Annotated in this window: 21 protein-coding genes and 1 tRNA gene; 11 read left to right on the forward strand and 11 right to left on the reverse strand. The window is 63.2% G+C overall.

Features of this window, described 5'->3' with window-relative positions:
* Positions 1-1,592: pentapeptide repeat-containing protein (locus tag P1U55_RS12315; protein WP_301047918.1), on the reverse strand; the 1,592-nt coding region annotated here is incomplete at its 3' end.
* Between the two features lie 230 nt (positions 1,593-1,822).
* Between P1U55_RS12315 and yajC the strand changes: the two genes are divergently transcribed.
* The 9 genes from yajC (at position 1,823) to P1U55_RS12360 (ending at position 8,125) form a co-directional block, all read left to right on the forward strand.
* Positions 1,823-2,110, forward strand: a complete 288-nt coding sequence (yajC, locus tag P1U55_RS12320) for a preprotein translocase subunit YajC (protein WP_301047919.1) — start codon at positions 1,823-1,825, stop codon at positions 2,108-2,110.
* Positions 2,111-2,138: 28 nt separating this feature from the next.
* Complete coding sequence (gene secD, locus P1U55_RS12325) at positions 2,139-3,809, forward strand: protein translocase subunit SecD (RefSeq protein WP_301047920.1); 1,671 nt, start codon at positions 2,139-2,141, stop codon at positions 3,807-3,809.
* Between the two features lie 4 nt (positions 3,810-3,813).
* On the forward strand, positions 3,814-4,782 hold the full coding sequence (gene secF / locus P1U55_RS12330; protein WP_301047921.1) for a protein translocase subunit SecF: 969 nt from the start codon (positions 3,814-3,816) through the stop codon (positions 4,780-4,782).
* Between the two features lie 197 nt (positions 4,783-4,979).
* Positions 4,980-5,336 (forward strand): Mth938-like domain-containing protein, encoded by a 357-nt coding sequence (locus tag P1U55_RS12335; protein WP_301047922.1) that lies wholly within the window; start codon positions 4,980-4,982, stop codon positions 5,334-5,336.
* A 5-nt stretch (positions 5,337-5,341) separates the two neighbouring features.
* Complete coding sequence (ccmA, locus tag P1U55_RS12340; RefSeq protein WP_301047945.1) at positions 5,342-5,959, forward strand: heme ABC exporter ATP-binding protein CcmA; 618 nt, start codon at positions 5,342-5,344, stop codon at positions 5,957-5,959.
* Positions 5,960-5,990: 31 nt separating this feature from the next.
* The gene (gene ccmB / locus P1U55_RS12345) at positions 5,991-6,647 is read left to right on the forward strand and encodes a heme exporter protein CcmB (RefSeq protein ID WP_301047923.1); all 657 of its coding nucleotides are present in this window, start codon (positions 5,991-5,993) and stop codon (positions 6,645-6,647) included.
* A 56-nt stretch (positions 6,648-6,703) separates the two neighbouring features.
* Complete coding sequence (locus P1U55_RS12350) at positions 6,704-7,438, forward strand: heme ABC transporter permease (RefSeq protein WP_301047924.1); 735 nt, start codon at positions 6,704-6,706, stop codon at positions 7,436-7,438.
* Positions 7,431-7,574: a heme exporter protein CcmD gene (gene ccmD, locus P1U55_RS12355; protein WP_301047925.1), complete on the forward strand. Its 144-nt coding sequence runs from the start codon at positions 7,431-7,433 to the stop codon at positions 7,572-7,574. The genes P1U55_RS12350 and ccmD overlap by 8 nt, the downstream gene beginning before the upstream one ends.
* A complete protein-coding gene (locus P1U55_RS12360; protein WP_366943050.1) occupies positions 7,571-8,125 on the forward strand; it encodes a DsbE family thiol:disulfide interchange protein in 555 nt (184 codons plus the stop codon). The genes ccmD and P1U55_RS12360 overlap by 4 nt, the downstream gene beginning before the upstream one ends.
* A gap of 385 nt (positions 8,126-8,510) precedes the next feature.
* Here the strand turns inward: P1U55_RS12360 and P1U55_RS12365 are convergent, their stop codons facing one another.
* Both P1U55_RS12365 and acnA read right to left on the reverse strand, forming a co-directional pair.
* On the reverse strand, positions 8,511-9,113 hold the full coding sequence (locus P1U55_RS12365; RefSeq protein WP_301047926.1) for a LysE family translocator: 603 nt from the start codon (positions 9,111-9,113) through the stop codon (positions 8,511-8,513).
* A 208-nt stretch (positions 9,114-9,321) separates the two neighbouring features.
* A complete protein-coding gene (acnA, locus tag P1U55_RS12370; RefSeq protein WP_301047927.1) occupies positions 9,322-12,099 on the reverse strand; it encodes an aconitate hydratase AcnA in 2,778 nt (925 codons plus the stop codon).
* 386 nt (positions 12,100-12,485) lie between these two features.
* On the opposite strand from acnA, the gene P1U55_RS12375 reads away from it, so the two are divergent.
* The gene (locus P1U55_RS12375; protein WP_301047928.1) at positions 12,486-13,139 is read left to right on the forward strand and encodes a thioredoxin family protein; all 654 of its coding nucleotides are present in this window, start codon (positions 12,486-12,488) and stop codon (positions 13,137-13,139) included.
* Between the two features lie 228 nt (positions 13,140-13,367).
* Here the strand turns inward: P1U55_RS12375 and P1U55_RS12380 are convergent, their stop codons facing one another.
* The 6 genes from P1U55_RS12380 to P1U55_RS12405 all read right to left on the reverse strand — a co-directional run bounded on the left by P1U55_RS12380 (position 13,368) and on the right by P1U55_RS12405 (position 17,806).
* Positions 13,368-14,252 (reverse strand): lysophospholipid acyltransferase family protein, encoded by an 885-nt coding sequence (locus tag P1U55_RS12380; protein WP_301047929.1) that lies wholly within the window; start codon positions 14,250-14,252, stop codon positions 13,368-13,370.
* Between the two features lie 123 nt (positions 14,253-14,375).
* Entirely contained in the window at positions 14,376-15,482 is a 1,107-nt protein-coding gene (locus P1U55_RS12385) for a FliG C-terminal domain-containing protein (RefSeq protein WP_301047930.1), read from the reverse strand.
* A 155-nt stretch (positions 15,483-15,637) separates the two neighbouring features.
* Entirely contained in the window at positions 15,638-15,796 is a 159-nt protein-coding gene (locus P1U55_RS12390; RefSeq protein ID WP_301047931.1) for a hypothetical protein, read from the reverse strand.
* An 854-nt stretch (positions 15,797-16,650) separates the two neighbouring features.
* Positions 16,651-17,010 carry a Grx4 family monothiol glutaredoxin gene (grxD, locus tag P1U55_RS12395; RefSeq protein ID WP_301047932.1) on the reverse strand — a complete coding sequence of 120 codons (360 nt, stop codon included), beginning with the start codon at positions 17,008-17,010 and terminating at the stop codon, positions 16,651-16,653.
* A gap of 297 nt (positions 17,011-17,307) precedes the next feature.
* Entirely contained in the window at positions 17,308-17,541 is a 234-nt protein-coding gene (locus tag P1U55_RS12400; RefSeq protein WP_301047933.1) for a hypothetical protein, read from the reverse strand.
* A gap of 31 nt (positions 17,542-17,572) precedes the next feature.
* Positions 17,573-17,806: a BolA/IbaG family iron-sulfur metabolism protein gene (locus P1U55_RS12405; protein WP_301047934.1), complete on the reverse strand. Its 234-nt coding sequence runs from the start codon at positions 17,804-17,806 to the stop codon at positions 17,573-17,575.
* Between the two features lie 579 nt (positions 17,807-18,385).
* On the opposite strand from P1U55_RS12405, the gene P1U55_RS12410 reads away from it, so the two are divergent.
* Positions 18,386-18,919: a cbb3-type cytochrome c oxidase subunit I gene (locus tag P1U55_RS12410; protein ID WP_301047935.1), complete on the forward strand. Its 534-nt coding sequence runs from the start codon at positions 18,386-18,388 to the stop codon at positions 18,917-18,919.
* Positions 18,920-19,193: 274 nt separating this feature from the next.
* On the opposite strand, the gene P1U55_RS12415 is transcribed toward P1U55_RS12410, so the two are convergent.
* Both P1U55_RS12415 and P1U55_RS12420 read right to left on the reverse strand, forming a co-directional pair.
* The gene (locus P1U55_RS12415; RefSeq protein WP_301047936.1) at positions 19,194-20,291 is read right to left on the reverse strand and encodes a transglutaminase-like domain-containing protein; all 1,098 of its coding nucleotides are present in this window, start codon (positions 20,289-20,291) and stop codon (positions 19,194-19,196) included.
* A 146-nt stretch (positions 20,292-20,437) separates the two neighbouring features.
* Positions 20,438-20,527: transfer RNA gene (locus P1U55_RS12420), tRNA-Ser, on the reverse strand.
* Positions 20,528-20,760: the final 233 nt, after the last annotated feature.

Here is a 20,760-nt window from a genome sequence, read left to right on the forward strand (position 1 = left end):
AGCGTCGCCACCTGCAACCGCGCCCCCCAGAGGTTTGCCCCCTGCAACCGCGCCTCCCTAAGGGTCGCCCCCTGCAACCGCGCCCCCCCGAGGTCCGCCCCCTGCAACCGCGCCTCCCCGAGGTACGCCCCCTGCAACCGCGCCCCCCAGAGGTTTGCCCCCTGCAACCGCGCCTCCCCGAGGTCCGCCACCTGCAACCGCGCTGTCTCGAGGCCCGCCCCCTGCAACCGCGCCGCCTCGAGGTCCGCCCCCTGCAACTGCGCCGCCCAGAGGTGCGCCCCCTGCAGCCGCGCCGCCTCGAGGTCCGCCCCCTGCAACTGCGCCCCCCAGAGGCTCGCCCCCTGCAACCGCGCCTCCCTAAGGGTCGCCCCCTGCATTACAGCGCTATCGAAGCGGGCGCCGTTTAGCTCAAGCCCGGCCATATCCGCGCCGCGCAGGTTGGCTTTGCGCAGGTCGAGGCGGTAGCCGTGATAGGTGTTGAGTTTCGTTTTCCAAGCCTCAAGGTCGGCCTCGTAGGCGTTCAACGCCTTTGGGTCGTGCTCATCGTCCGGCAAGTTTGGCTCGGGGCAGGGGATATCAAAGACAAAGCCGGTTTTGTTGCCATTGGCTTCGGCTTCCAATGCGCGTTGCTTGGCGCTGCGCCGCCCGATGACGGTGAGGGCGGTTTGGATATCGTCCCGGATGGTGAGGTGGCGGTATGTTTCTTCCTGCGCTTCATAGAAGGCTCTCCGCCGGTCATCCCGATCCGCCTCAAGCGGCCCGTCATCTTCGCCCTCCTTCATCTCCAGTTCGGGCCATGGCGCGGCTTCGGAGGCGGGGGCGTTTTGGCGGATGTAGGCGCAGAGGATCTCCATGATCTGGACATGGTCGCGGGGGCTGTCCTGCGCGATGCGTTCGAGGGCGTAGATGCCGCCGATGCGGACTTCTAGGTTGGGTTGAGTTTCGGTGATGCTGGTCCAGTGTCCGAAATGGATGGTCTCAGCCAGTTCGCTCTCAGGTTTGTCGCGCAGGCTTTCTGGGAGTTTGTCACGGATATCCACGGGTGCGCCCCAGCGCTGTTCAAATCCGTTGCGGACCTGCTTGCCCTCAACAGTTTCGGTCCAGTTCACCATGCGAGCTTGGAAGGTGACGGTTTTTTCTGTGCCCAAGGCTTCCAACGCCTTGTTGATCCGGTCGGTGATGAGGCCTTCTTCGGTGGCCGTGGTGGTGCGCTCGGTGATCCAGACGCGGACAAGTTGGAAGATCAGGGTGGCGGAGACGGCGAGGGTGCCCAGCAGGAGAGCGGTTGCCGTGGCGAGGTTACGCAGGTCGTTAGCTTCGGTTGATCCATCGGCGATGGCGGCTACAAGGCGGTCGACAAGGCCCATGACGGCATGGGCGATTTCGGCGAGGTAAAGGACGATTGCGGCACCGCCCAGCAGAAGGCCAAAGGCGAGCATAGCCTTCCAATAATGGCTGCGCAGGAGTGAAGGTGTGCGGCGGTAGAATCTGCGCGAGGGTTCACTGATGGCGATGAGGCCGAGGCCGACGGCGAAGGCGACCGCAATCCAAAGCAGGCGGTTTTGGGCGAGGGTATAGATCGTGTCTTGCATCGGGCCTCCGGCACTCGTGAACGCTGCGAGTTTAGGCGAGGGCGGGCAGTAGGGGAAGGTGAGAGGGGCGGGGGAATTTGGCGCTGAGGGGCTGACAATTTCGTGGCCCCTCTGGTGCTTGGGCGCAAAGGCCCTTATTTGCCTCTCACGCGCTTGCATCACCACGGTGCGGGCCATAGGGTGCGCGCCGAACCGGGCCATCCGGACCCAGCATTAATGAAGGAGCTCCCATGCAGGGCTTTCAGTCTATTTTGCCGTTTATCCTGATTCTCGGGATCATGTATTTTTTGCTCATTCGTCCGCAGCAAAAGAAGCTGAAGGATCATCAGGCGATGGTTCAGTCGTTGCGCCGGGGGGACCAGATTGTCACCCAGGGCGGGCTTGTGGGCAAGGTCACCAAGGTGCGTGACGAGGCCGAGGTTGAGGTTGAGATCGCCGAGGGTGTGAAGGTGCGTGTCATCAAGGCCACCGTCGCGCAAGTTCTCAACAAGACTGAGCCGGCCAGCGCCGAGGCGTAAGGCGGGCCGGGCCTTTGGGGGGCCGATCATGCTCAATATTTCCACGTTCAACCGGCTGGTGATCTGGTGTCTGGTGCTGGCGGGGCTGCTTTTTGCGCTGCCGAATGCGTTTTACAGCCGGGTCGAGCAGCACAATGATGCGCTGGTTGCCATCGAAAAGCAGGGTGCGACGCCGGAGCGGGAAGCAGATGCCGCGGCCTGGCCGGGATTTCTGCCATCCTCCCTTGTGAACCTGGGGCTTGATCTTCGTGGCGGGGCGCATTTGCTGGCCCGTGTGCGGGTTGAGGAGGTTTATGCTGACCGGATGAAGGCGATGTGGCCGGAAATCCGTGACGCGCTGGCCGCCGATCGCACCACCATTGGCACTATTCGCCGCCAGAACGGCCCCGACGACGAGGTGCGTGTGCGGATCGGCAACCCCGATCAGATGCAGCGTGCGCTGGAGCTTGTGCGCGCCCTTGCGCGGCCAGTTGTGTCGCTCTCTTACCCCGGTGCGACCGATATCGAGGTCGCGGCCAATGGCGATGTGCTGACGGTCACCCTGAGCCAGGCCGAGCGGGAGGCGACCGATGCGCGCACCGTGCAGCAGGCGCTGGAGATCATCCGCCGCCGGGTGGACGAGGTGGGCACGCGGGAGCCGACGATCCAGAAGCAGGGCGTGGACCGGATCATCATCCAGGTGCCGGGCATCGGCTCGGCGCAGGAGTTGAAAGACCTGATCGGCACCACCGCCAAGCTAACCTTCCAGCCGGTTGTTTCGCGCCAGTCCAGCCCCGATGCGACCGGCGCGCAGGGCCGGGTGGAGGTGCTGCCTTCGGCCGATCCGCGCGAGGAGGGCATTTACTACGTCCTCGAGGAAACGCCGGTTGTGAGCGGCGAAGAGCTGATGGATGCGCAGCCCGACTTTGACCAGAACGGGCGGCCTGCGGTGAACTTTCGCTTCAACGGGCCGGGGGCGCGCAAGTTTGGCGATTACACCGCCGAGAACGTGGGCTCGCTTTTTGCCATTGTGCTGGACGAGGAGGTGATTTCGGCGCCTGAGATCATCACCCATATCTCGGGTGGATCGGGCATCATCACTGGCAATTTCACCGTGGCCGAAAGCAATGATCTGGCGGTGTTGCTGCGCGCCGGGGCCTTGCCTGCGGGGCTTGATTTCCTCCAGGAGCGCACGATTGGCCCTGAGCTTGGGGCCGATAGCATCAGGGCGGGCACCATTGCCTGCATCGTGGCCTTTGCCGCCGTGCTGGTCTTCATGGTGCTCAGTTACGGGTTGTTCGGGGTGTTTGCCAACATTGCGCTGCTGATCAACGTGGGGCTGATCTTTGGCCTCTTGTCGCTGATCGGCGCGACGCTGACGCTGCCGGGCATTGCCGGGATCGTGCTGACGATCGGCATGGCGGTAGACGCCAATGTGCTGGTGTTCGAGCGTATCCGCGAGGAGCTGAAAACCGCGAAAGGCCCGGCACGGGCGATCTCGCTGGGCTATGAGCGCGCGCTTTCGGCGATCATTGATGCCAATATCACCACCTTCATCACCGCGTTGATCCTTTTCTTGCTGGGCTCTGGCCCGGTGCGCGGCTTCTCGGTGACGCTGGGCCTTGGGATCATGACCAGCGTTTTCACCGCGATCTATGTGACCCGGTTGTTGATTGTCATCTGGTTTGAACGGGCAAAGCCCAAGACGGTGGAGGTGTGATCCAATGCGCTTGAGGCTTGTTCCCGAAAACACCAACATCAACTTCTTCCGCGCCCGTTGGCTGACCTTTGGCGCCTCGATGGTGCTGATGGTTCTGTCGCTCTTGGCATGGGCCACGCTGGGGCTGAACTATGGCATCGACTTTCGTGGCGGCACCTCGGTGCGGACCGAAAGCGCCCAACCCGTGGATGTGGCCGCCTATCGCGCCGCGCTTGACCCGCTGGAGCTGGGCGATGTGGCGATCACCGAGGTGTTTGACCCAACCTTCGAGGCGACAAAGCATGTGGCGATGATCCGCATTCAGGCGCAGGACGGCGAAGAATCGGCCGGGTCTGACATGCTGGAAAACGTGGAAGCAGCGCTGAAGGGCGTGGATGACACGGTGGTTTTCACCTCGGTGGATTCGGTTGGCCCGGAAGTTTCGGGCGAGTTGGTGAAGAGCGCGATCTATGCCGTGCTCGCCGCGCTTGGGGCGATCATGGTTTACATCTGGCTCAGGTTCGAGTGGCAGTTCAGCCTGGGCGCTGTGGTGGCGCTGTTCCACGATGTGCTGCTCACCATCGGCCTGTTTGCGGTGCTGCAAATCCGGTTTGATCTGGCGACCATCGCGGCGCTGCTCACCATTGTGGGCTATTCGATCAACGATACGGTGGTGATCTTTGACCGGGTGCGCGAGAACCTGATCAAGTTCAAGCAGACGCCGCTGATTGACGTGATGAACCTTTCGGTCAACGAAACTCTGGCCCGCACGGTGATGACCTCGGGCACCACGCTGATTGCGCTGATTGCGCTGCTGGTGCTGGGCGGGGATGTGATCCGGGGCTTTGTGTTTGCGATCACATGGGGCGTTGTCGTGGGCACCTACTCATCGGTTTACGTGGCCAAGAACGTGGTGCTGATGCTGGGCACCAAGCGCGATTGGTCCAAGCCGAGCGATGGCCCGGCGGGGACGCAGTTTAGCACCGATGCCTGATTGGTCTGCCGGGCGGTGCTGATCGCGCGGCAAGAAGCGGGGGAACAGTGGCGATTTGTCGGGGCCCCTATTGGCGCGGCGACGTCGCTGTTTTGCAGGCGTTCCGGTGGGGCTTAAGGTGGGCGCTGTCGCTGGCCTGTGTCATCATCATAGCCTCCGCCCTTGCGGGCTTTCCGATTTTGGGCAAAGGGTAGGCCATGCGGATCACTGAAGTGGAATATCGCGGCGAATTGCCGGTAGATGGTTACGGGCCGGGCTTTTGGCGGGTTGGCGGGCGCGTTATTGACGGCGCGGTGCTGGTTGGCCCCGGCGGCGTGGCGCCGTGGGACGGCGAGGTGGAGGCTTTGCTGGCGCTCAAGGGCGCGGTCGATGTGATTTTTCTGGGCATGGGCGCGGTGATTGCACCGGTGCCGCGTGCCCTGCGCGAAGCACTGGAGGAGGCCGGGATCGGGGCCGAGCCGATGGCCTCGCCCACCGCCGCGCGCAGCTATAACGTATGCCTTGGCGAGGGCCGCCGGGTGGCCGCGGCGCTGCTGCCGGTGCCGCCCAAGTGACCGCGCTGCTTGAGGCGAAGGGGCTGACCGTGGAGCGCGGCGGCGTGCCGGTGCTGGAGGGCGTTTCGCTCACCGTGGAGCCGGGGCGGGTGCTGGTGCTGCGCGGCCCGAACGGCATAGGAAAAACCTCGCTTCTCAGGGTGTTGGCCGGGTTGGCGCCGCCTTTGGCGGGGGAGGTGGACTGCCCCGGTGGCACTGCCTATGCCGCCCATGCCGATGGGCTGAAACCCACGTTGACAGTGGCTGAGAACCTTGCCTTTTGGGCCGATCTGCACGGCCAGCCAGTGGGCGATGCGCCGGAGCGGATGAACCTTGCCGGGCTGATCGACCGTCAGGCCGCAAGCCTGAGTGCCGGGCAAAAGCGCCGCCTCGGGCTGGCGCGGCTATTGGTGACGGGACGGGCGCTATGGCTGCTGGATGAGCCGACGGTATCGCTTGATACGGCCTCGGTGGCGCTGTTTGCCGGGGTGATTACCGCCCATGTCGAGGCGGGCGGCGCGGCGGTGATTGCCACCCATATCGCGCTGGGGCTGGAAGACCGCTCTGAGGTGCTGGAGCTGGGCGGCTACAAGGCGCGCCCTGCCACCCACGCGCCGGGCGGCTTTGACGAGGCCTTTCAGTGAGTGCGCGCGCGCAAAGGCCGGGGGGCTGCGGATGATTGCGCTTTTGGTGCGGGATTTGCGGCTGGCGATGCGGGCGGGCGGCGGCTTTGGGCTGGCGCTGGCGTTCTTTTTGATCGTCGTGGTGCTGGTGCCGTTCGCGCTGGGGCCGCAGCCGGAGCGGCTGCAAGATATCTCGACCGGGGTGCTGTGGCTGGGCGCGCTTCTGGCCTGCCTGCTCTCGCTCGACCGGATCTTCGCGCTGGACTATGAAGACGGCTCGCTGGAGGCGCTGGCAACGGCGCCGATCCCGCTGGAGGGGGTGGCGGCGGTGAAGGCGCTGGCCCATTGGCTCACCACCGGGTTGCCGCTCACCCTTGCGGCCCCGGTGCTGGGGCTATTCCTGCACTTGCCGGCCGAAGGCTACCTGTGGCTCACCCTGTCGCTGGCGCTTGGCACGCCCGCGCTTTCGGCCATTGGGGCCTTTGGTGCGGCGCTCACGGTGGGGCTGAAGCGGGGCGGCTTGCTGCTGTCGCTGATCGTGCTGCCGCTTTATGTGCCAACGCTGATCTTTGGGGCCGAGGCGGCGCGGCGCGGGGCCGAAGGGTTTGCTGTGCAGACGCCGCTTTTGCTGCTGGCGGGGCTGACGGCGGCCACCCTTGCGCTGTTGCCCTTTGCGGCGGCTGCGGCGATACGTATCAACCTGCGCTGAGGGGATGAGCTTTATGTGTCTTGAGCGTCAGCAAGGGGGGGCATAGGGTTAGCGCCATGTCGCTCTGGGAATATGCAAATCCAAAGAAATTCATGGCCACCAGCGGGGCAGTTTTGCCCTGGTTTGCGGTGGCCGCTGGCCTTGCCACGCTGGGCGGGATGATTTGGGGATTTTTCGCCACGCCGCCCGATTACAAGCAGGGTGCGACGGTGAAGATCATCTTCATCCATGTGCCCTCGGCGATGATGGCGATCAACATCTGGGCGATGATGCTTGTGGCCTCGCTGATCTGGGTCGTGCGCCGCCACCATGTGAGCGCGCTGGCCGCCAAGGCCGCCGCGCCGGTGGGCCTTGCGATGACGTTGATCGCGCTGTTTACCGGCGCGACATGGGGCCAGCCGATGTGGGGCACGTGGTGGGAGTGGGACCCGCGGCTTACCTCGTTTCTGATCCTGTTCCTGTTCTACCTTGGCTACATGGCGCTATGGGCGGCGATTGATAGCCCCGACACGGCGGCAGACCTGACGGCGGTGCTGTGCCTTGTTGGCTCGGTCTTTGCGGTGCTCTCGCGCTATGCGGTGAACTTCTGGAACCAGGGGCTGCATCAGGGGGCGTCGCTTTCGCTGGACAAGGAAGAGAATGTTTCGGACGTTTATGCCTATCCGCTGTGGCTGTGCATGGCGGGCTTTTTCCTGCTCTTCGTGGTGCTGCTGTTGATGCGCACCCGCACCGAAATTCGCCTGCGCCGGATCAAGGCGCTGGAGGCCCGCGCGAGGATGACAGATGCCTGAGCTTGGAAAATATGCAACCGAGGTTTTGCTGGCCTATGCGGGGGCCATTGCGGTGCTGGCGGGGCTGATCGCGGTGACGATCGCCCAAGGCCGCGCGGTGCGCGACCGGCTGCGCCGGATGGAGGGCGACAAGTGAGGTGGCTGCTATTTGTTCCCGTGGGGATCATGTTTGCCCTTGGCATCACCTTTTGGGTCGGCATGATGCGCGACGATCCAACAGGCCTGCCCTCGACCATGATCGGCCTGTCGGCGCCTGATCTGGTGCTGGAACCGCTGGAAGGCCCGGCGCTGGAGCGCGCCATGCTGGATGGTGACACCGCGGCGGGCGGGCTGAAGCTGGTGAACTTCTGGGCCTCGTGGTGCGCGCCCTGCCGGGTGGAGCACCCCAACCTGATCAAGCTGGCGGAGGCCGGGCTGCCGATTTACGGGATCAACTTCAAGGACGATCCGGCCAAGGCCCGCGCGTTTTTGGCAGAGCTGGGCAACCCCTATGCCGCCATCGGCGCGGATACCAAGGGCACCAATGGCTTTGAGTGGGGCGTTTACGGTGTGCCCGAGACCTACCTGATTGACGCTGAGGGCACGGTGCTGGCGCGGGTGGCCGGGCCGGTGACGACCTCTACCTACACCCGCGATCTGGCCCCGGTGCTGGAGCCGCGCGGCATTGTGGTGGATTTCACCCGGTAGCGCCGCGCCGCCGCCTGATCCGGCCTTTGGAGCGGCTTGAGGGGGCGGGATTTGGATATTTTCAGCAAGAAAATGCGGGGAGGGCCGCGCCCGCGTTACCGGGGCGTGAATGTCGGGTGAATGCGTTGACATGGCGATAGTGCCATGGGCGGACGTGGGGCAGGGTGGCTGTGCGGCCTTCAGGGGCGGTTCATTTAAAGACGCAAGACGCATTACACGACCCAACTTGCGGTGTAAGGGGTTTGTTGCCCTGGTCGCTTTCGGGTGTCACTCGCCCGATCCATAGAAGGCCCCGGCAGTCCTCCCCATTGGCCGGGGTCTTCGCTTGTTTGGCGTCTGGCTGCGGGGCGAGGCAGCCGGATCATCCGGGGTGGCGTGTGATGATCTACCTCCCAACCATCAAGCGAAGCCCGAGCGCGCCGAGGATCACAGAGGCCGTGCGGTCGGTATAGACCTTGGCCTTCAGGTATTTTGTGCGGACGGCGGCGGTGTTCATCCCGTAGGCGAGCGCGGTGTAGAACACCATTTCGACGAGCAGATGGTTCAAGACGACGATGGCATTGTCCATCGGCACCATATCGGACGGAAAAATGACGACCAACACGGCCGCTGCGAACAGGACTGACTTTGGGTTCAGCATGTTGATCAGCACACCCTGCCGAAACGAGCGCCGGGCGGGCTGTTCCTTGGCTTCGATCCGATCGGCTGCGCCGCGCCACATGCCCCAGGCGATGTAGATCAGGTAGATGGCACCGATGAGCTTTGCCGTGGAATAGGCCCAGGGAAATAACTGAAAGATCGTTTCCAACCCAAGCAGGGCAAGGAGGGTCCATGTCACCGCCATCAACCCGAGGCCATAGCCAATGGCGATCCCCGCCTTTCGGCCCGAGCTCAGGGTGGTTTGGATCGCAACCAAAAGGGCTGGTCCGGGGCTGGCGATGGCCGCGAGCAGGGCGATGTTGAAGGCAATAAGGTGTTCGACGGACACGAATTTATCCTCTCAAGACCGGTGACAGGGCCGATTGTTAGCCGCGTTGGAGAGGGCTGTCATTATGCGCTGTGGCGCGACTTTTGGTTGGCCGTGATCTGCCCCGAAAATCGCAGCGATCCGGCCTTCGACTGCCTAGGGCAGGCTGCCCCGAAAATGAAAACGCAGGCCCGATTGGGCCCGCGTTGATTTGCAATGCGCCCTAGGCTCAGGCGGATTTGGCGAGGTTGCGCAGCACGTAGTGCAGCACGCCGCCGTTTTCGATGTATTCGATCTCGACCGCGGTATCGATGCGGCACTTGAGGGTGATCTTTTTCACCGAGCCATCGCCCATGGTGATCTCGCAGGGCACTTCGGCGAGCGGTTTGACGCCCTCAAGCCCTTTGATCGAGAAGGTTTCATCGCCCTTCAGGCCGAGCGATTTGCGGGTGTCGCCGCCGGTGAACTCGAACGGGATCACGCCCATGCCAACCAAGTTGGAGCGGTGGATACGCTCGAAGCTTTCGGCGATCACGGCCTTGACGCCGAGCAGCGCGGTGCCTTTTGCGGCCCAGTCACGCGAGGAGCCTGCGCCATATTGCTCACCGCCGACGATGACCAGCGAGGTGCCCTGATCCTGATAGGCCATGGCGGCATCGTAGATCGAGGTTTGCTCGCCGTCGGGGCCTTTGGTGTAGCCGCCTTCAACGCCATCGAGCATCTCGTTGCGGATGCGGATGTTGGCGAAGGTGCCGCGCATCATCACCTCGTGGTTGCCGCGACGGCTGCCATAGGAGTTGAACTCCCGCACCGGCACCTGATGTGCGGTCAGATATTGGCCGGCAGGGGTGCTTTCCTTGAAGGAGCCGGCCGGAGAGATGTGGTCGGTCGTGACCATATCGCCCAGCAGGGCCAGCATTTTGGCGCCTTCGATATTGGTGATGGCGTGGGTGTCCATCGTCATGTTCTGGAAGTAGGGCGGGTTTTGCACATAGGTCGAACCAGCGGGCCAATCATAGGTTTGGCTATCGGTGATTTCGACGCTCTGCCACTTTTCGTCGCCTTTGAACACATCGGAGTATTTGGACTGGAAGGCTTCGCGCGTCACGGTTTTCTCGACGAGATCGGCGATTTCCTTGGAGGTTGGCCAGATGTCCTTGAGGTAGACATCATTGCCTTCGTTGTCCTGGCCAAGCGGCTCGGTGGTGATATCGACGTTCATGTCACCGACCAGCGCGTAGGCCACCACGAGGGGCGGCGAGGCGAGGTAGTTGGCGCGCACATCAGGCGAGATGCGGCCTTCGAAGTTACGGTTGCCCGAGAGCACCGAGGTGGCCACGAGGTCGTAATCGTTGATCGCCTTGGAGATCGGCTCTTCGAGGGGGCCCGAGTTGCCGATGCAGGTGGTGCAGCCATAGCCAACGAGGTTGAAGCCGATGGCATCCAGATCCTTTTGCAGATCAGCGGCTTCAAGGTAGGCCGACACAACCTGCGAGCCGGGGGCCAGCGAGGTTTTGACCCAGGGCTTGCGGGTGAGGCCCTTTTCGTGGGCCTTGCGGGCCACGAGGCCGGCGCCGATCATCACATAGGGGTTCGAGGTGTTGGTGCAGGAGGTGATCGAGGCGATCACGATGGAGCCGTCATGCAGCTGATGCGCGGCTTCCTCGCTGTCCTTGTACCAGCCCTTGTTGTGGTGGCCCGCGTCACCGGGGATATCGCGCGGCTCAGGTGCGCCACCTTCTGCCTCCCAACGGCCCTCGGCCTTGTCAGACGGTTCTGCGCCATCACGGATGCCCTTGATGAACTTGCCAAATTCGGTCGCGGCGCAATCGAGGGCAATATAGTCTTGCGGGCGTTTGGGGCCGGAAATGGCGGGCACGATGGTGCCCATGTCGAGCGAGAGGGTATCGGTGTAGACGGGTGCGTAATCTGCCCCGCGCCACATGCCGTTTTCCTTGGCGTAGGCTTCAACCAGTTGCACGCGCTCTTCGTCGCGCCCGGTGTTGCGCAGGTAGCGCAGGGTTTCGCTATCGATCGGGAAGAAGCCGCAGGTGGCGCCATATTCAGGGGCCATGTTGGCGATGGTGGCCCGGTCTGCCAGCGGCAGGTGATCGAGGCCCGCGCCGTAAAACTCGACAAACTTGCCGACAACGCCCTTTTCACGCAGCATTTCGACGACCTTCAGCACAAGGTCGGTGCCGGTGGTGCCTTCAACCATGGAGCCTGTCAGCTCGAAGCCAACAACCTCGGGAATCAGCATTGAGATGGGCTGGCCGAGCATGGCGGCTTCGGCCTCGATCCCGCCAACGCCCCAGCCGAGCACGGCCGCGCCGTTCACCATGGTGGTGTGGCTGTCGGTGCCGACGAGTGTATCGGGGTAGGCGACCTCTTTGCCGTTCTGGTCCTTGTCGGTCCAGACGGTTTGCGACAGGTATTCCAGGTTCACCTGGTGGCAGATGCCGGTGCCCGGCGGCACGACGCGGAAGTTGTTGAACGCCTTTTGGCCCCACTTGAGGAAGACATAGCGCTCCATGTTGCGCTCATACTCGCGGTCCACGTTCATCTGGAAGGCGCGGGGGTTGCCGAATTCGTCGATCATCACCGAGTGGTCGATCACCAGGTCAACCGGGTTCAGCGGGTTGATCTTTTGCGGATCACCGCCAAGGTTTGCGATGCCGTCGCGCATGGCGGCAAGGTCAACCACGGCCGGAACGCCGGTGAAATCCTGCATCAGCACGCGGGCCGGGCGATAGGCGATTTCGCGGGGGTTCTTGCCGCCCTTGGTGGCCCATTCCGCGAAGGCCTTGATGTCATCGGTCGAAACCGTTTTGCCATCTTCAAAGCGCAGCATGTTCTCCAGCACCACTTTCAGCGCGGCGGGCAGCTTGGAGAAATCGCCAAGCCCGGCGGCCTCGGCGGCGGGGATCGAGTAGTAATCGACCGACTGGCTGCCTGCTGTGAGAGTTTTACGGGTTTTTGATGTATCGTGGCCTACGGTGATTGGCATGGGAGGCTCCCTTGGCTTGTTGGCGTCACTTTGCACTGGCTTAGACCTGTTGGGGTGTTGCTTTCAAGGTTGAATGCGGTGGTGGGGGTGAAAAATGTATACCATTGCACACAAAGCGGCGTGATCGGCGGGTTTTGGGAGGGATTGCCGGGTAAGGGTGGTGGCTTCGGCTTGCGGGCCTGCGCCGGAGAGAGGCCAGGAGAATCGGCCATTCAGGGCGGGAAAGGGGCGGCGCCCCAATGTGACATATCTCTCGCGTTTGATTGATTGGCGCTTCCCGCCGGGCTGGGGTAAAGCAGGGAGAGGGATGACAACAGCGGGATATCATGGCGTTCAGATCGGGCATCTTCAGGCTCCTTGGGGCCATGGGTTTTTGTGTGTCGCTCATGGGTGGCGCGGCTAAGGCAGGCGACACGGTGGTGATCGAGCTTTACACCTCGCAGGGGTGCTCCTCATGCCCGCCTGCGGATGCGATCCTGAGCAAACTGAGCCAGAAACCCGATGTTATCGCGCTGGCGCTGCATGTGGATTATTGGGATTACATCGGCTGGGCCGACAGCTTTGCCCGCCCCGAACATACCAAACGCCAGCGCGCCTATGCCCATAAAGCAGGCCAGCGCACGATTTATACGCCGCAAATGGTGATTGGCGGGATTGATCATGTGGTCGGCGCGCGCCCGATGGATGTGTATGAAATCCTCAACCGCCAGAAAGCCACACCCGCGCCGGTGAAGCTGAAGGCCACGCGCGATGGCGAAGAGATTGTCATTCAGGCCAATCCGGTGACGGAAGACGTGGGGCTGATGGTGGTGCAATTGGTCCGCTACGAGCCCGCCGCCACGGTTGACATAAAGAGCGGCGAGAATGCCGGGCAGACGATCACCTATGCCAACATCGTGCTCGACTGGCAGCGGCTTGGCGAGTGGAGCGGTGACGGCCCGCTCACGATCAAGGCCCCGGCACCGGGCAAAGCCCCTGCGGTGGTGATCCTTCAACGCCCCGGTCCGGGCGCGATTGTCGCTGCCACGCGGGTTGACTAAAGCGTTCCCCTAAAAACCTGAACCACAGTTTTTGGCGCAGCGTAGTGCGAGGCAGGACTGTTGCGCCCGCCTCGCCTTTAGCCGGATCCAATTGCGCGCCTGACGGCGCATTCGATATTTCGATTGGGACAGGGTGGTGCCGGGCACCGCAAGGGCCGGATCGGTGTGCTTGGGGCTGGCGGTGGATGGGGTTTTGGTGCCGCTGATCGCTTGGCCCGGACTGGCGGCCTATTTCCAGCGGCGGTGAATCCAGAACCACTGATCGGGGTTGTCCTCGATGCGGGCTTCGAGGGAGCGGGTTGCGGTCTGGGTCATGGTGACGGCATCGCTGTGGGGGATCGGCGCTTCAACCTCTACCCGGTAGTCCAGCCCGCCGTCGACGCGCGTGCCATAGAGCGGCAGCATCAGCGCATCATACCGCAGGGCCATTTCGGCGGCGGAGGTGGCGGTTTTTGCGGTGTGGCCCATGAAGGAGATCGGCGTGCCGCGCCAGGCGTGCACATCATGCAGGATGATCAGCATCCCGCCTGCCTTGAGGTGGCGGATAAAGGCCATGGTGCCGCGCCGCCCTTGCGGGAACACCGGGCGACCGACGGCCTCCATGGTTTGCACATAGTGCTGGTTGAAAAAGCCGTTGGTCATGGGGCGATAGAGGCCGCCAAAGTGAAAACCCCGCGTGTTGAGCGCGGCGCGGGCGGCTTCGTAATTTCCAAAGTGGCCGGTGACACCGATGACCGCGCGGCCCGAAGCGCGGGCTTCTTCCAACGCGGGCAGGCCGGGGCCGGAGAGCGGGAAATTGGCGGCGCGGGCAAAGAAGGCGGGGTTGGAATAGTTTTCCATCAGCACGCGGCCTGCGTTTTCACAGACGCGGGCCGCAAGGGCGCGGCGTGCCGGAGCGGGCATATCGGGCCAGACCATCGCCAGATTTTTCTGCGCGCGTTTGTCATAGCCCGCGAGCGGGGCGATGAAATGGCGGGTGATCTTGCCGAACGTGGGGATGCGGGCGCCGTAAGGCAAGACGCGGGCGGCGCCGATGAACCCGCGCAACGCCTTGTTGACCAGCCAATCGGCGGGGCTGCCCGTGGCGGGTGTGTCTTCGGCGGTTTCGGCCATCTAGCTCCCTTTGCGCTTCGGGGCCAGAGATATGCGGCGCGGCGCGGCTTGCCAAGGGCGCGGCGGGAGAGAGCGCGCGGATCGGGCGATGGGTGACGGAGTGGGCACCCAAGGGCGGAGGGCTTATTCCTCCTCCTCCTCGTCATCAGGTGAGACAAACAGGATGTCGCCCGCGCTTTCGAGGCGGCGCACTTCGGTCACCACTTCTGTCATGGCTTCCTCGGCGACTTTGTCCTTGATCTTGCCAGCCTCGGCCATTTCATCGCGCAGGTTTTCGGCCATTCGTTTGGACATGTTATCGAGGATGAAGTCGCGGGTCTTTTCGGCATCGCCCTTGCAGCCGGCCAGCGCGGTGACGAGGACCGCTTGATCAATGCTGCGGATCACCTTGGGCACATCGCGGGGGGCGACCCGCTCGGGGATATTGGCGAAGGTAAAGATTGCCTTTTTGACCAGTTCGGCAAAGGCGGCGTCCTGCTCCTGGAGGCCTGCCAGCATATCGTCGCGGGTGGCTGCGGGGGAGAAATTGAGCACTGCGGCCACGCGCTCGGCGGGGCCTTCATCAAAGGCGGTGACGGGCACGGAATCAAGCTGGGCGGCGAGGGTGAGGCCGATGCGGCGGATGGTTTCGGGGGCGACCCGAGAGGTGCGTTGCATGGCGTGGGTGATGCGGCGGGCCTTGTCGCCTGCGATCTTACCCAACAGGTCCGCCGATTTGCTGACCGGCAGCATGGAGAGGAGCACCGCGCCGACCTCGATGCCTTCTTCCTCCAGCACGGTTTGCAGCTTGTCGGTTTCCAGCGCGCCGATCCGCTCCCACGGGTCGCCCTTGGCGGCAACCCCGGCCTCGCGGCGCAATCGGGCGGAGGTGGCGGGGGAGATATGGCCATCAAGCAGGCCCAGCGCGCCCTCGATCCCGCCCGAAAAGCTGAGCCCGATGGACTGAAGCTCATCAGAAAACTCCTCAACCACCTCTTCAAGGCTTTCGCGATCCACGCGGCGCAACTGGCCCATGGCCTGGGTCAGTGCCTCCTGCATATCTTCAGGCCAGTCGGCGAGCGGCAATTGCGCGCCCTCGCCAACGAGCAGGCGCACGATCACCGCAACCTTTTGGCGTCGAGTGAGCGCGACTCGTTTTACAGGCCGCCCGCTGGAGGGGGCAGGCAGCCCGGCAGAGCCGGTTTCACCAAGGTTGGGAAGCCCCCCGAGGGAGGCAAGCGAGCTGGACATGGCAACCCCTGCATTTAGGCCACGCCAAGAGCGACGCGTTTCTTCTGCTTGGCGTGAGGCTGCGTGGCACAGCCTTCACCAAACAGACCCTACAGAGAGCAGGCTTAATGCCGGGTTACCGCCGGAGGGGTTTTTGCAAATGCGCGGAGGGGCGATCAGCCGGTGGGGGTGATGCAGCCTTTGGCGTTCTCGTCCCAGACTTTGCCGTCAGCGCAGGACATCGTCACCTTTTCATGGCCATAGGAACATTCGGCCAACGCCAGCGTGGGAGACAGCGTAAGGGCGAGGGCGGTGAGGATCACTTTGGTCTTCATGGCGTCAACTCCTGTTTCCGTTGGGGCAGCTTACATAAAAGTAGCACGGGTTTGCGATTCTCCCAAATTGGTGTGGGAGCCGCTGGAATGGCGGTAGCGTTACGTAAGCGTGAACGGGCCGGGGCAATGGCGTGAAACGCTGCGTGAACCGGCAGTGTGTGGTTGCCCCTGCGTCAGGGCAGCGGGCAGGGTTGAGCACAGGCACCGGGTTGTGTGGCGGCCTTTCCCCTAGGACCGGCACGCAAGTCTTCCCAAAAGCGTTCCCCGCCCGGTGCCGCCATATTGAACCAGGAGGACCACCGATGGCGCACGCCAGAGGGCCAGCACGCCCCGCTTTCGCCCCCCGCTGCGAGCTTGGAAAAGGGCGCCTTGGGTGCATTTGCAGTGACGCGGTGATTGAGGCCACCCTCGGGAGAGGCATTCCCTGTGACAGGTGGCTGACGGGTGGTCCGCGTTTCTGGGTGAACGCTGCGTCTGGCAGGAGCCTTTTGGACAGGCTGTTGATATCTGGCGATGCCAATGCTGAGGGCGATCGGGGCGTGCCCGTGGTTCGGCGGCTTTCAGGATACCCCGTGAGTGCAGACGTTTTCTGACCCTTGGCTCACGCGGCAGGGGAGCCCAGTGGCGTGGTGGCCCGGGGGTTCTCCCGGAAAGGTCCGGCCCTGAAAATGGGTTGGGCCTTTCTCGTTTTGGGCGGGGTGGGGCCGAGTGCTGACCACTCGTTTGGCGCGATCAAGCTGGTGGAGCAGCGCCTGAAAAGGACCGCGCCTCTGGCCCTTGTGGGGGCGGCAGAGGCGCGGAAATGGCTTTAAGGTCGTCGCGTAAGCGCTGGAAAGAAAGCGCTAAACCGTGCCTCAGGCGTTGGCTTCGCGGATCTTTTCGGCGGCGTCCTTGTCATAGGTGACGCCGTTCTCTTCGAACAGGGTATCGAGCTCGCCGGAGAGGGTCATCTCGGTGATGATATCGCAGCCGCCAACAAACTCGCCCTTGACGTAAAGTTGGGGGATGGTGGGCCAGTCGGAATAGTCCTTGATGCCCTGGCGGATTTCTTCGTCGCTCAGCACGTTCACATCGGCGAAATCGACGCCCATGAAATTGAGCACCCCGGCCACGCGCTGCGAAAAGCCACATTGCGGCGCGTCCTTGGTGCCCTTCATGTAGAGCACGACATCGTTGGATTTTACGGTTTCGGTGATCTTGTCTTGGGCGGTCATATCGGTCTCCTTCGGCACGGGGCCGACGTTTTGGGTGTTCTTCTGTGCCACAGATAGAGCCGGAGGGCGGTGATTTCCAGCCGGTTTTCGCGGGGGCACGATCACGTGCGCTTGGGCGGCATGGCTTTGGCGAGGGCTTGCGGAGCAGGGGGTGGTGCTGGCGGTGGTGCCAAATGGGCCGCTGTTGAGAGTGTGGGTTGGGGTTGCAGGGGGGGCTGCCACCGGATGATCGCCGCTGTTCCGCCCCCCACGGGGGAGAGGGAGCCAGAGCGATGACATGGGGTTACTCCCCGCCGATCACTCCTTGCGTTTGCGGGTGCGATACCGTGCGGCGCCATAAGAGGCGCGGCGGGGGGTTGCGGGGTTTGCGGCCTCGGGCGGAGGGGCCTTGGGCGCGGGGGGCTCAGGGTCAGCTTCAGGCTTCACCCAGGTGTTCGTGCGGTTTTTCCAGATCGCCCCGCCCCGCGACATTGCGCGATACATCACCACGGCCAGAATGAAACCCGCAATGAGGATCAGGCCAGGGTCCATCGTGCGTGCTCCTTTGGGTTAAGGGTTTGGGTCAAGGGGCCTTGGTGGTGAGCGCCAGCGCGTGCAGCTCGCCCGCAGGCCCATCCATCTTGCCCTTCAGAGCGGCATAGACGGCGCGTTGCTGCTGCACCCGGTTCATGCCGCGAAAACTTTCATCCACGACCATTGCCGAAAAATGCACCCCATCATCGCCCTCGACCATAATCTGAGCGTCGGGGAAGGCTTCGCGGATGAGGGTTTCAAGCTGTTGGGCGTCGATTGACATGGGGGTGTGGCTCCGTGGTTATGCTTGGAGGTAGATGTATGCGCCGGGAGCAGGGCGGGCAAGGGTGACAGTGCTGATAGGCCCGTGACGTGGCAGTTGCCATATGGCGGTCCGGTATTGGCGGGGAGGTGACTTTTGTTTGGGAGCGTAGGTTCGGATGCACGGCAGCGACGGTCGGGTTTGGGCCTTCCCCCCTCATGATGCGCGTCCCCCGACCGGAATCAAGCCAAAGGCTCCGGTCGAGCGCCCGCCCGTCCCGGCGGGCTGGCGCTTGCTATCTGTTGGCGCAACGAAGGGCCGGAAGATGACCTTGCAACCATAAAGGGCTTCCGAATGACCGTTGCTGCGCCACCCCACGGGCAGGCGCTCCACCGTCTGGCGTGGCGCTTTCTTGAAGGTCGTTTTTGCCCGCTTATCAGACATTTTTTCGGGCAATTGAGCAGGGTCAACTCGGCCCAAACCGGACGTTGTAACCACTCGCGGGGAACTACCGGTCCGAGCCCAAAGAGCCGAATGCTGCGACATTGATCAATGTCCGCTTCAGTGGCACATGGAACGAAAATTCCGGAGGGATTGATCGTGATCTATTCTGTAACGCTATTGTTTGGTTTGATCCTTGCTCCGCTTTTGGCTCACTTCCGCGGTTGGAAGCCCGCCGCACTGTTCTTTGCTGTAGCGGTTATCTACGCGGCCTTCGGTGCCATCAGTTTCGCGCATATGCAGATTGTTTTAAGCGACGTCAGAGAAACTGAGCCAACGTTTCACGACACCTATTACGTGGTGAGCCATGGCCACTATATGGTGAACCTTGGCATCGCGATGGCAGTCCTGGGAGCGATAACCTGGGTACAGACGCGGTTTGGTGCGATGAGATACCCAACGCTGACCAAGACCCTCTTTTGGGCGCTACATATCGGACTGATCGGCAGCACCGCATTCCAAGGAGTGCTTGCCTTTATCTTGCCAAGGCCGCGCAGATATATCGATTGCCCAGAGTTCATGGAAGCCTACGTTATGATCAGTTCGTGGTCCGGCTTTCTGTCCCAAGTTGCACTACTCGGGCTCTTGTGCCTGCTGTTGTGGTCGATCACGGCGAAGTGGCTTGAAAGGTAGATGTCGCCTTACAAAAAAGCTGACCTTGGCGCACTGGCAGCGAATTCATACTTCAATCCGCTGACCGGCTGTCGCGACCCCAAGTTTGAGGTCCGCTTCCGGTGAAATGGAAAATTGAAGTCTCAATAGAGGCGAGGCCGCTGTGCGATCCGCGCGGGGGTGTGGGTTTTTTCTTGCTCCACATCCAGCTTGCGGGCCCCTTATTGATTGGTCCGCATGAAGGGTTACAAATCCGCTGGGGCGCACGGGGGCCCCGACGGATGAGCTTAAGGGATCAGCCGGCGATTTCGCGTGCGGTGATCTCATAGGCAAAGCTGGGCGGATCAAGTTCGTCCTGCGCAACGCCGGCAATTTCGGCCTGCGGATACATCAGGAAGGGCAGGGTGCCCTGGGTGGAGCCGGGCAGCGCCACATCATGGGCATCGTTATAAGCGATCCAGTTGCCCTCGGACGCGCCAAAGAGGCCGTTGCGGGCGTCAATCACCTTGTCGTCGGAGAGGGTGAGGGTTTTGGGCGGCTCTTCCAGCACGACCTTGCGCACATCTGCCGGATCGGCAGCCACCCAGCCAAAGCCCTCCAGCCAGATCTCGGCGCGGCAGTGCTGCGCCTTGCTCACCACCTCGGAGCCTGCGCCAAGGCTTTTGTAACCAAAGGCCGAAGGGGCCACGCGCAGACCGTAAAGATCACGCGCCGGAATGCCTGCGGCGCGCGACAGCGCCACGAACAGCGCGTTCAGGTCAGCGCATTTGCCGCTGAGGTTGCCGCTGTGGAGCATGGTGGCCACATCGCCAAGGCCGCAGCCGCGGGTTTTGGGATCACGGTACGAGCTTTCGACGACCCAGTTATAGATGGCGCGGGCCTTCTCCAGATCGTTGGTTGCATCGCCCACGGCCTCGCGCGCGGTGTCGGCGACGATGCCATCGGTGGGAAGCAGCTCGGTCGGTGCGAGGTGGCGGGCGCGCTCGGCCTTGTCGAGGGGCGCGATCGAGGCGCCTGCGCTGCTCAGGTCTACCGCGCGGTCACGGGTGGCGACGGTGGACACAACCTCCAGCACCGCTTCATCGGTGCCCTCGGGCCATGTGGCGTGAACGAACTTCACCTTGCCGTCGGCGGCCTCGCCCAGCGCGCTTTCGGCGGAATTGCCCGAAAACGTGGTATCGCCGGGGCGCGACCAGAGCGGCTCTGCCATGTTGGGCACGGGCACCCAGGCCTGAGCGGCGGCGCCCTTGGTGGGCAGGGTCACGCGGGTTGTCAGCTCAAAGTTGCGCCAGCCGTTGTTCGGGGTGGGGGCAAAGGCGGCGCGCGCAAAGCCGGGCAGGGTGGCGGCGAGGGCTGCGGTGGCGGTGAGGGTGAGAACTTGGCGACGGTGCATGACGGTCCCTTTCGTGCTGCGGTTGGGCAGGGTCATAGGGCCGTGGGGGGCGCTCCACAAGGCCCGCGATGCCGCTAAAGCGCCCCCAAAAAAGCGCCCATAGGCGGCCCCTAAGGGGCGGGTTGTGCTGCATCGGCAAAGGGATGTGGCGGAGAGACAGGGATTCGAACCCTGGGAAGGCTTGCACCCTCAACGGTTTTCGAGACCGCCCCGTTCGACCACTCCGGCACCTCTCCGCGATCCTGTGGTCTCAGGTGGCGCGGAGATAGGCCACTCCCGCGCCCCATGCAACCCCCAAATCCCGGCCGTGGGGCTGGCGCGTCGATTGTGGCGCGGATGCGATTGGCGGGAGTGACTGGCGGGGAGGTGATTGGCGGGGGCTGGGGCAAGATCGGGCGCTCCGGGCGGGGATTGTTGCGCAGGGGGTGCAATTTCGCGCGAGGTGCTTGGAAAAGCCCGCCGCTTTGCT

Source organism: Vannielia sp., from assembly GCF_029212645.1.
Lineage (GTDB): Bacteria > Pseudomonadota > Alphaproteobacteria > Rhodobacterales > Rhodobacteraceae > Vannielia.

What these genes read in the sequence shown, in the direction of transcription:
- P1U55_RS12400 (WP_301047933.1), bottom strand. Translation starts at nt 17,541, where the DNA reads ATGGACCCTGGCCTGATCCTCATTGCGGGTTTCATTCTGGCCGTGGTG.
- acnA (WP_301047927.1), bottom strand. Translation starts at nt 12,099, where the DNA reads ATGCCAATCACCGTAGGCCACGATACATCAAAAACCCGTAAAACTCTC.
- P1U55_RS12375 (WP_301047928.1), top strand. Translation starts at nt 12,486, where the DNA reads ATGGGTGGCGCGGCTAAGGCAGGCGACACGGTGGTGATCGAGCTTTAC.
- yajC (WP_301047919.1), top strand. Translation starts at nt 1,823, where the DNA reads ATGCAGGGCTTTCAGTCTATTTTGCCGTTTATCCTGATTCTCGGGATC.
- P1U55_RS12380 (WP_301047929.1), bottom strand. Translation starts at nt 14,252, where the DNA reads ATGGCCGAAACCGCCGAAGACACACCCGCCACGGGCAGCCCCGCCGAT.
- secD (WP_301047920.1), top strand. Translation starts at nt 2,139, where the DNA reads ATGCTCAATATTTCCACGTTCAACCGGCTGGTGATCTGGTGTCTGGTG.
- P1U55_RS12385 (WP_301047930.1), bottom strand. Translation starts at nt 15,482, where the DNA reads ATGTCCAGCTCGCTTGCCTCCCTCGGGGGGCTTCCCAACCTTGGTGAA.
- secF (WP_301047921.1), top strand. Translation starts at nt 3,814, where the DNA reads ATGCGCTTGAGGCTTGTTCCCGAAAACACCAACATCAACTTCTTCCGC.
- ccmB (WP_301047923.1), top strand. Translation starts at nt 5,991, where the DNA reads ATGATTGCGCTTTTGGTGCGGGATTTGCGGCTGGCGATGCGGGCGGGC.
- P1U55_RS12415 (WP_301047936.1), bottom strand. Translation starts at nt 20,291, where the DNA reads ATGCACCGTCGCCAAGTTCTCACCCTCACCGCCACCGCAGCCCTCGCC.
- ccmD (WP_301047925.1), top strand. Translation starts at nt 7,431, where the DNA reads ATGCCTGAGCTTGGAAAATATGCAACCGAGGTTTTGCTGGCCTATGCG.
- P1U55_RS12390 (WP_301047931.1), bottom strand. Translation starts at nt 15,796, where the DNA reads ATGAAGACCAAAGTGATCCTCACCGCCCTCGCCCTTACGCTGTCTCCC.
- P1U55_RS12350 (WP_301047924.1), top strand. Translation starts at nt 6,704, where the DNA reads ATGTCGCTCTGGGAATATGCAAATCCAAAGAAATTCATGGCCACCAGC.
- grxD (WP_301047932.1), bottom strand. Translation starts at nt 17,010, where the DNA reads ATGACCGCCCAAGACAAGATCACCGAAACCGTAAAATCCAACGATGTC.
- P1U55_RS12405 (WP_301047934.1), bottom strand. Translation starts at nt 17,806, where the DNA reads ATGTCAATCGACGCCCAACAGCTTGAAACCCTCATCCGCGAAGCCTTC.
- P1U55_RS12335 (WP_301047922.1), top strand. Translation starts at nt 4,980, where the DNA reads ATGCGGATCACTGAAGTGGAATATCGCGGCGAATTGCCGGTAGATGGT.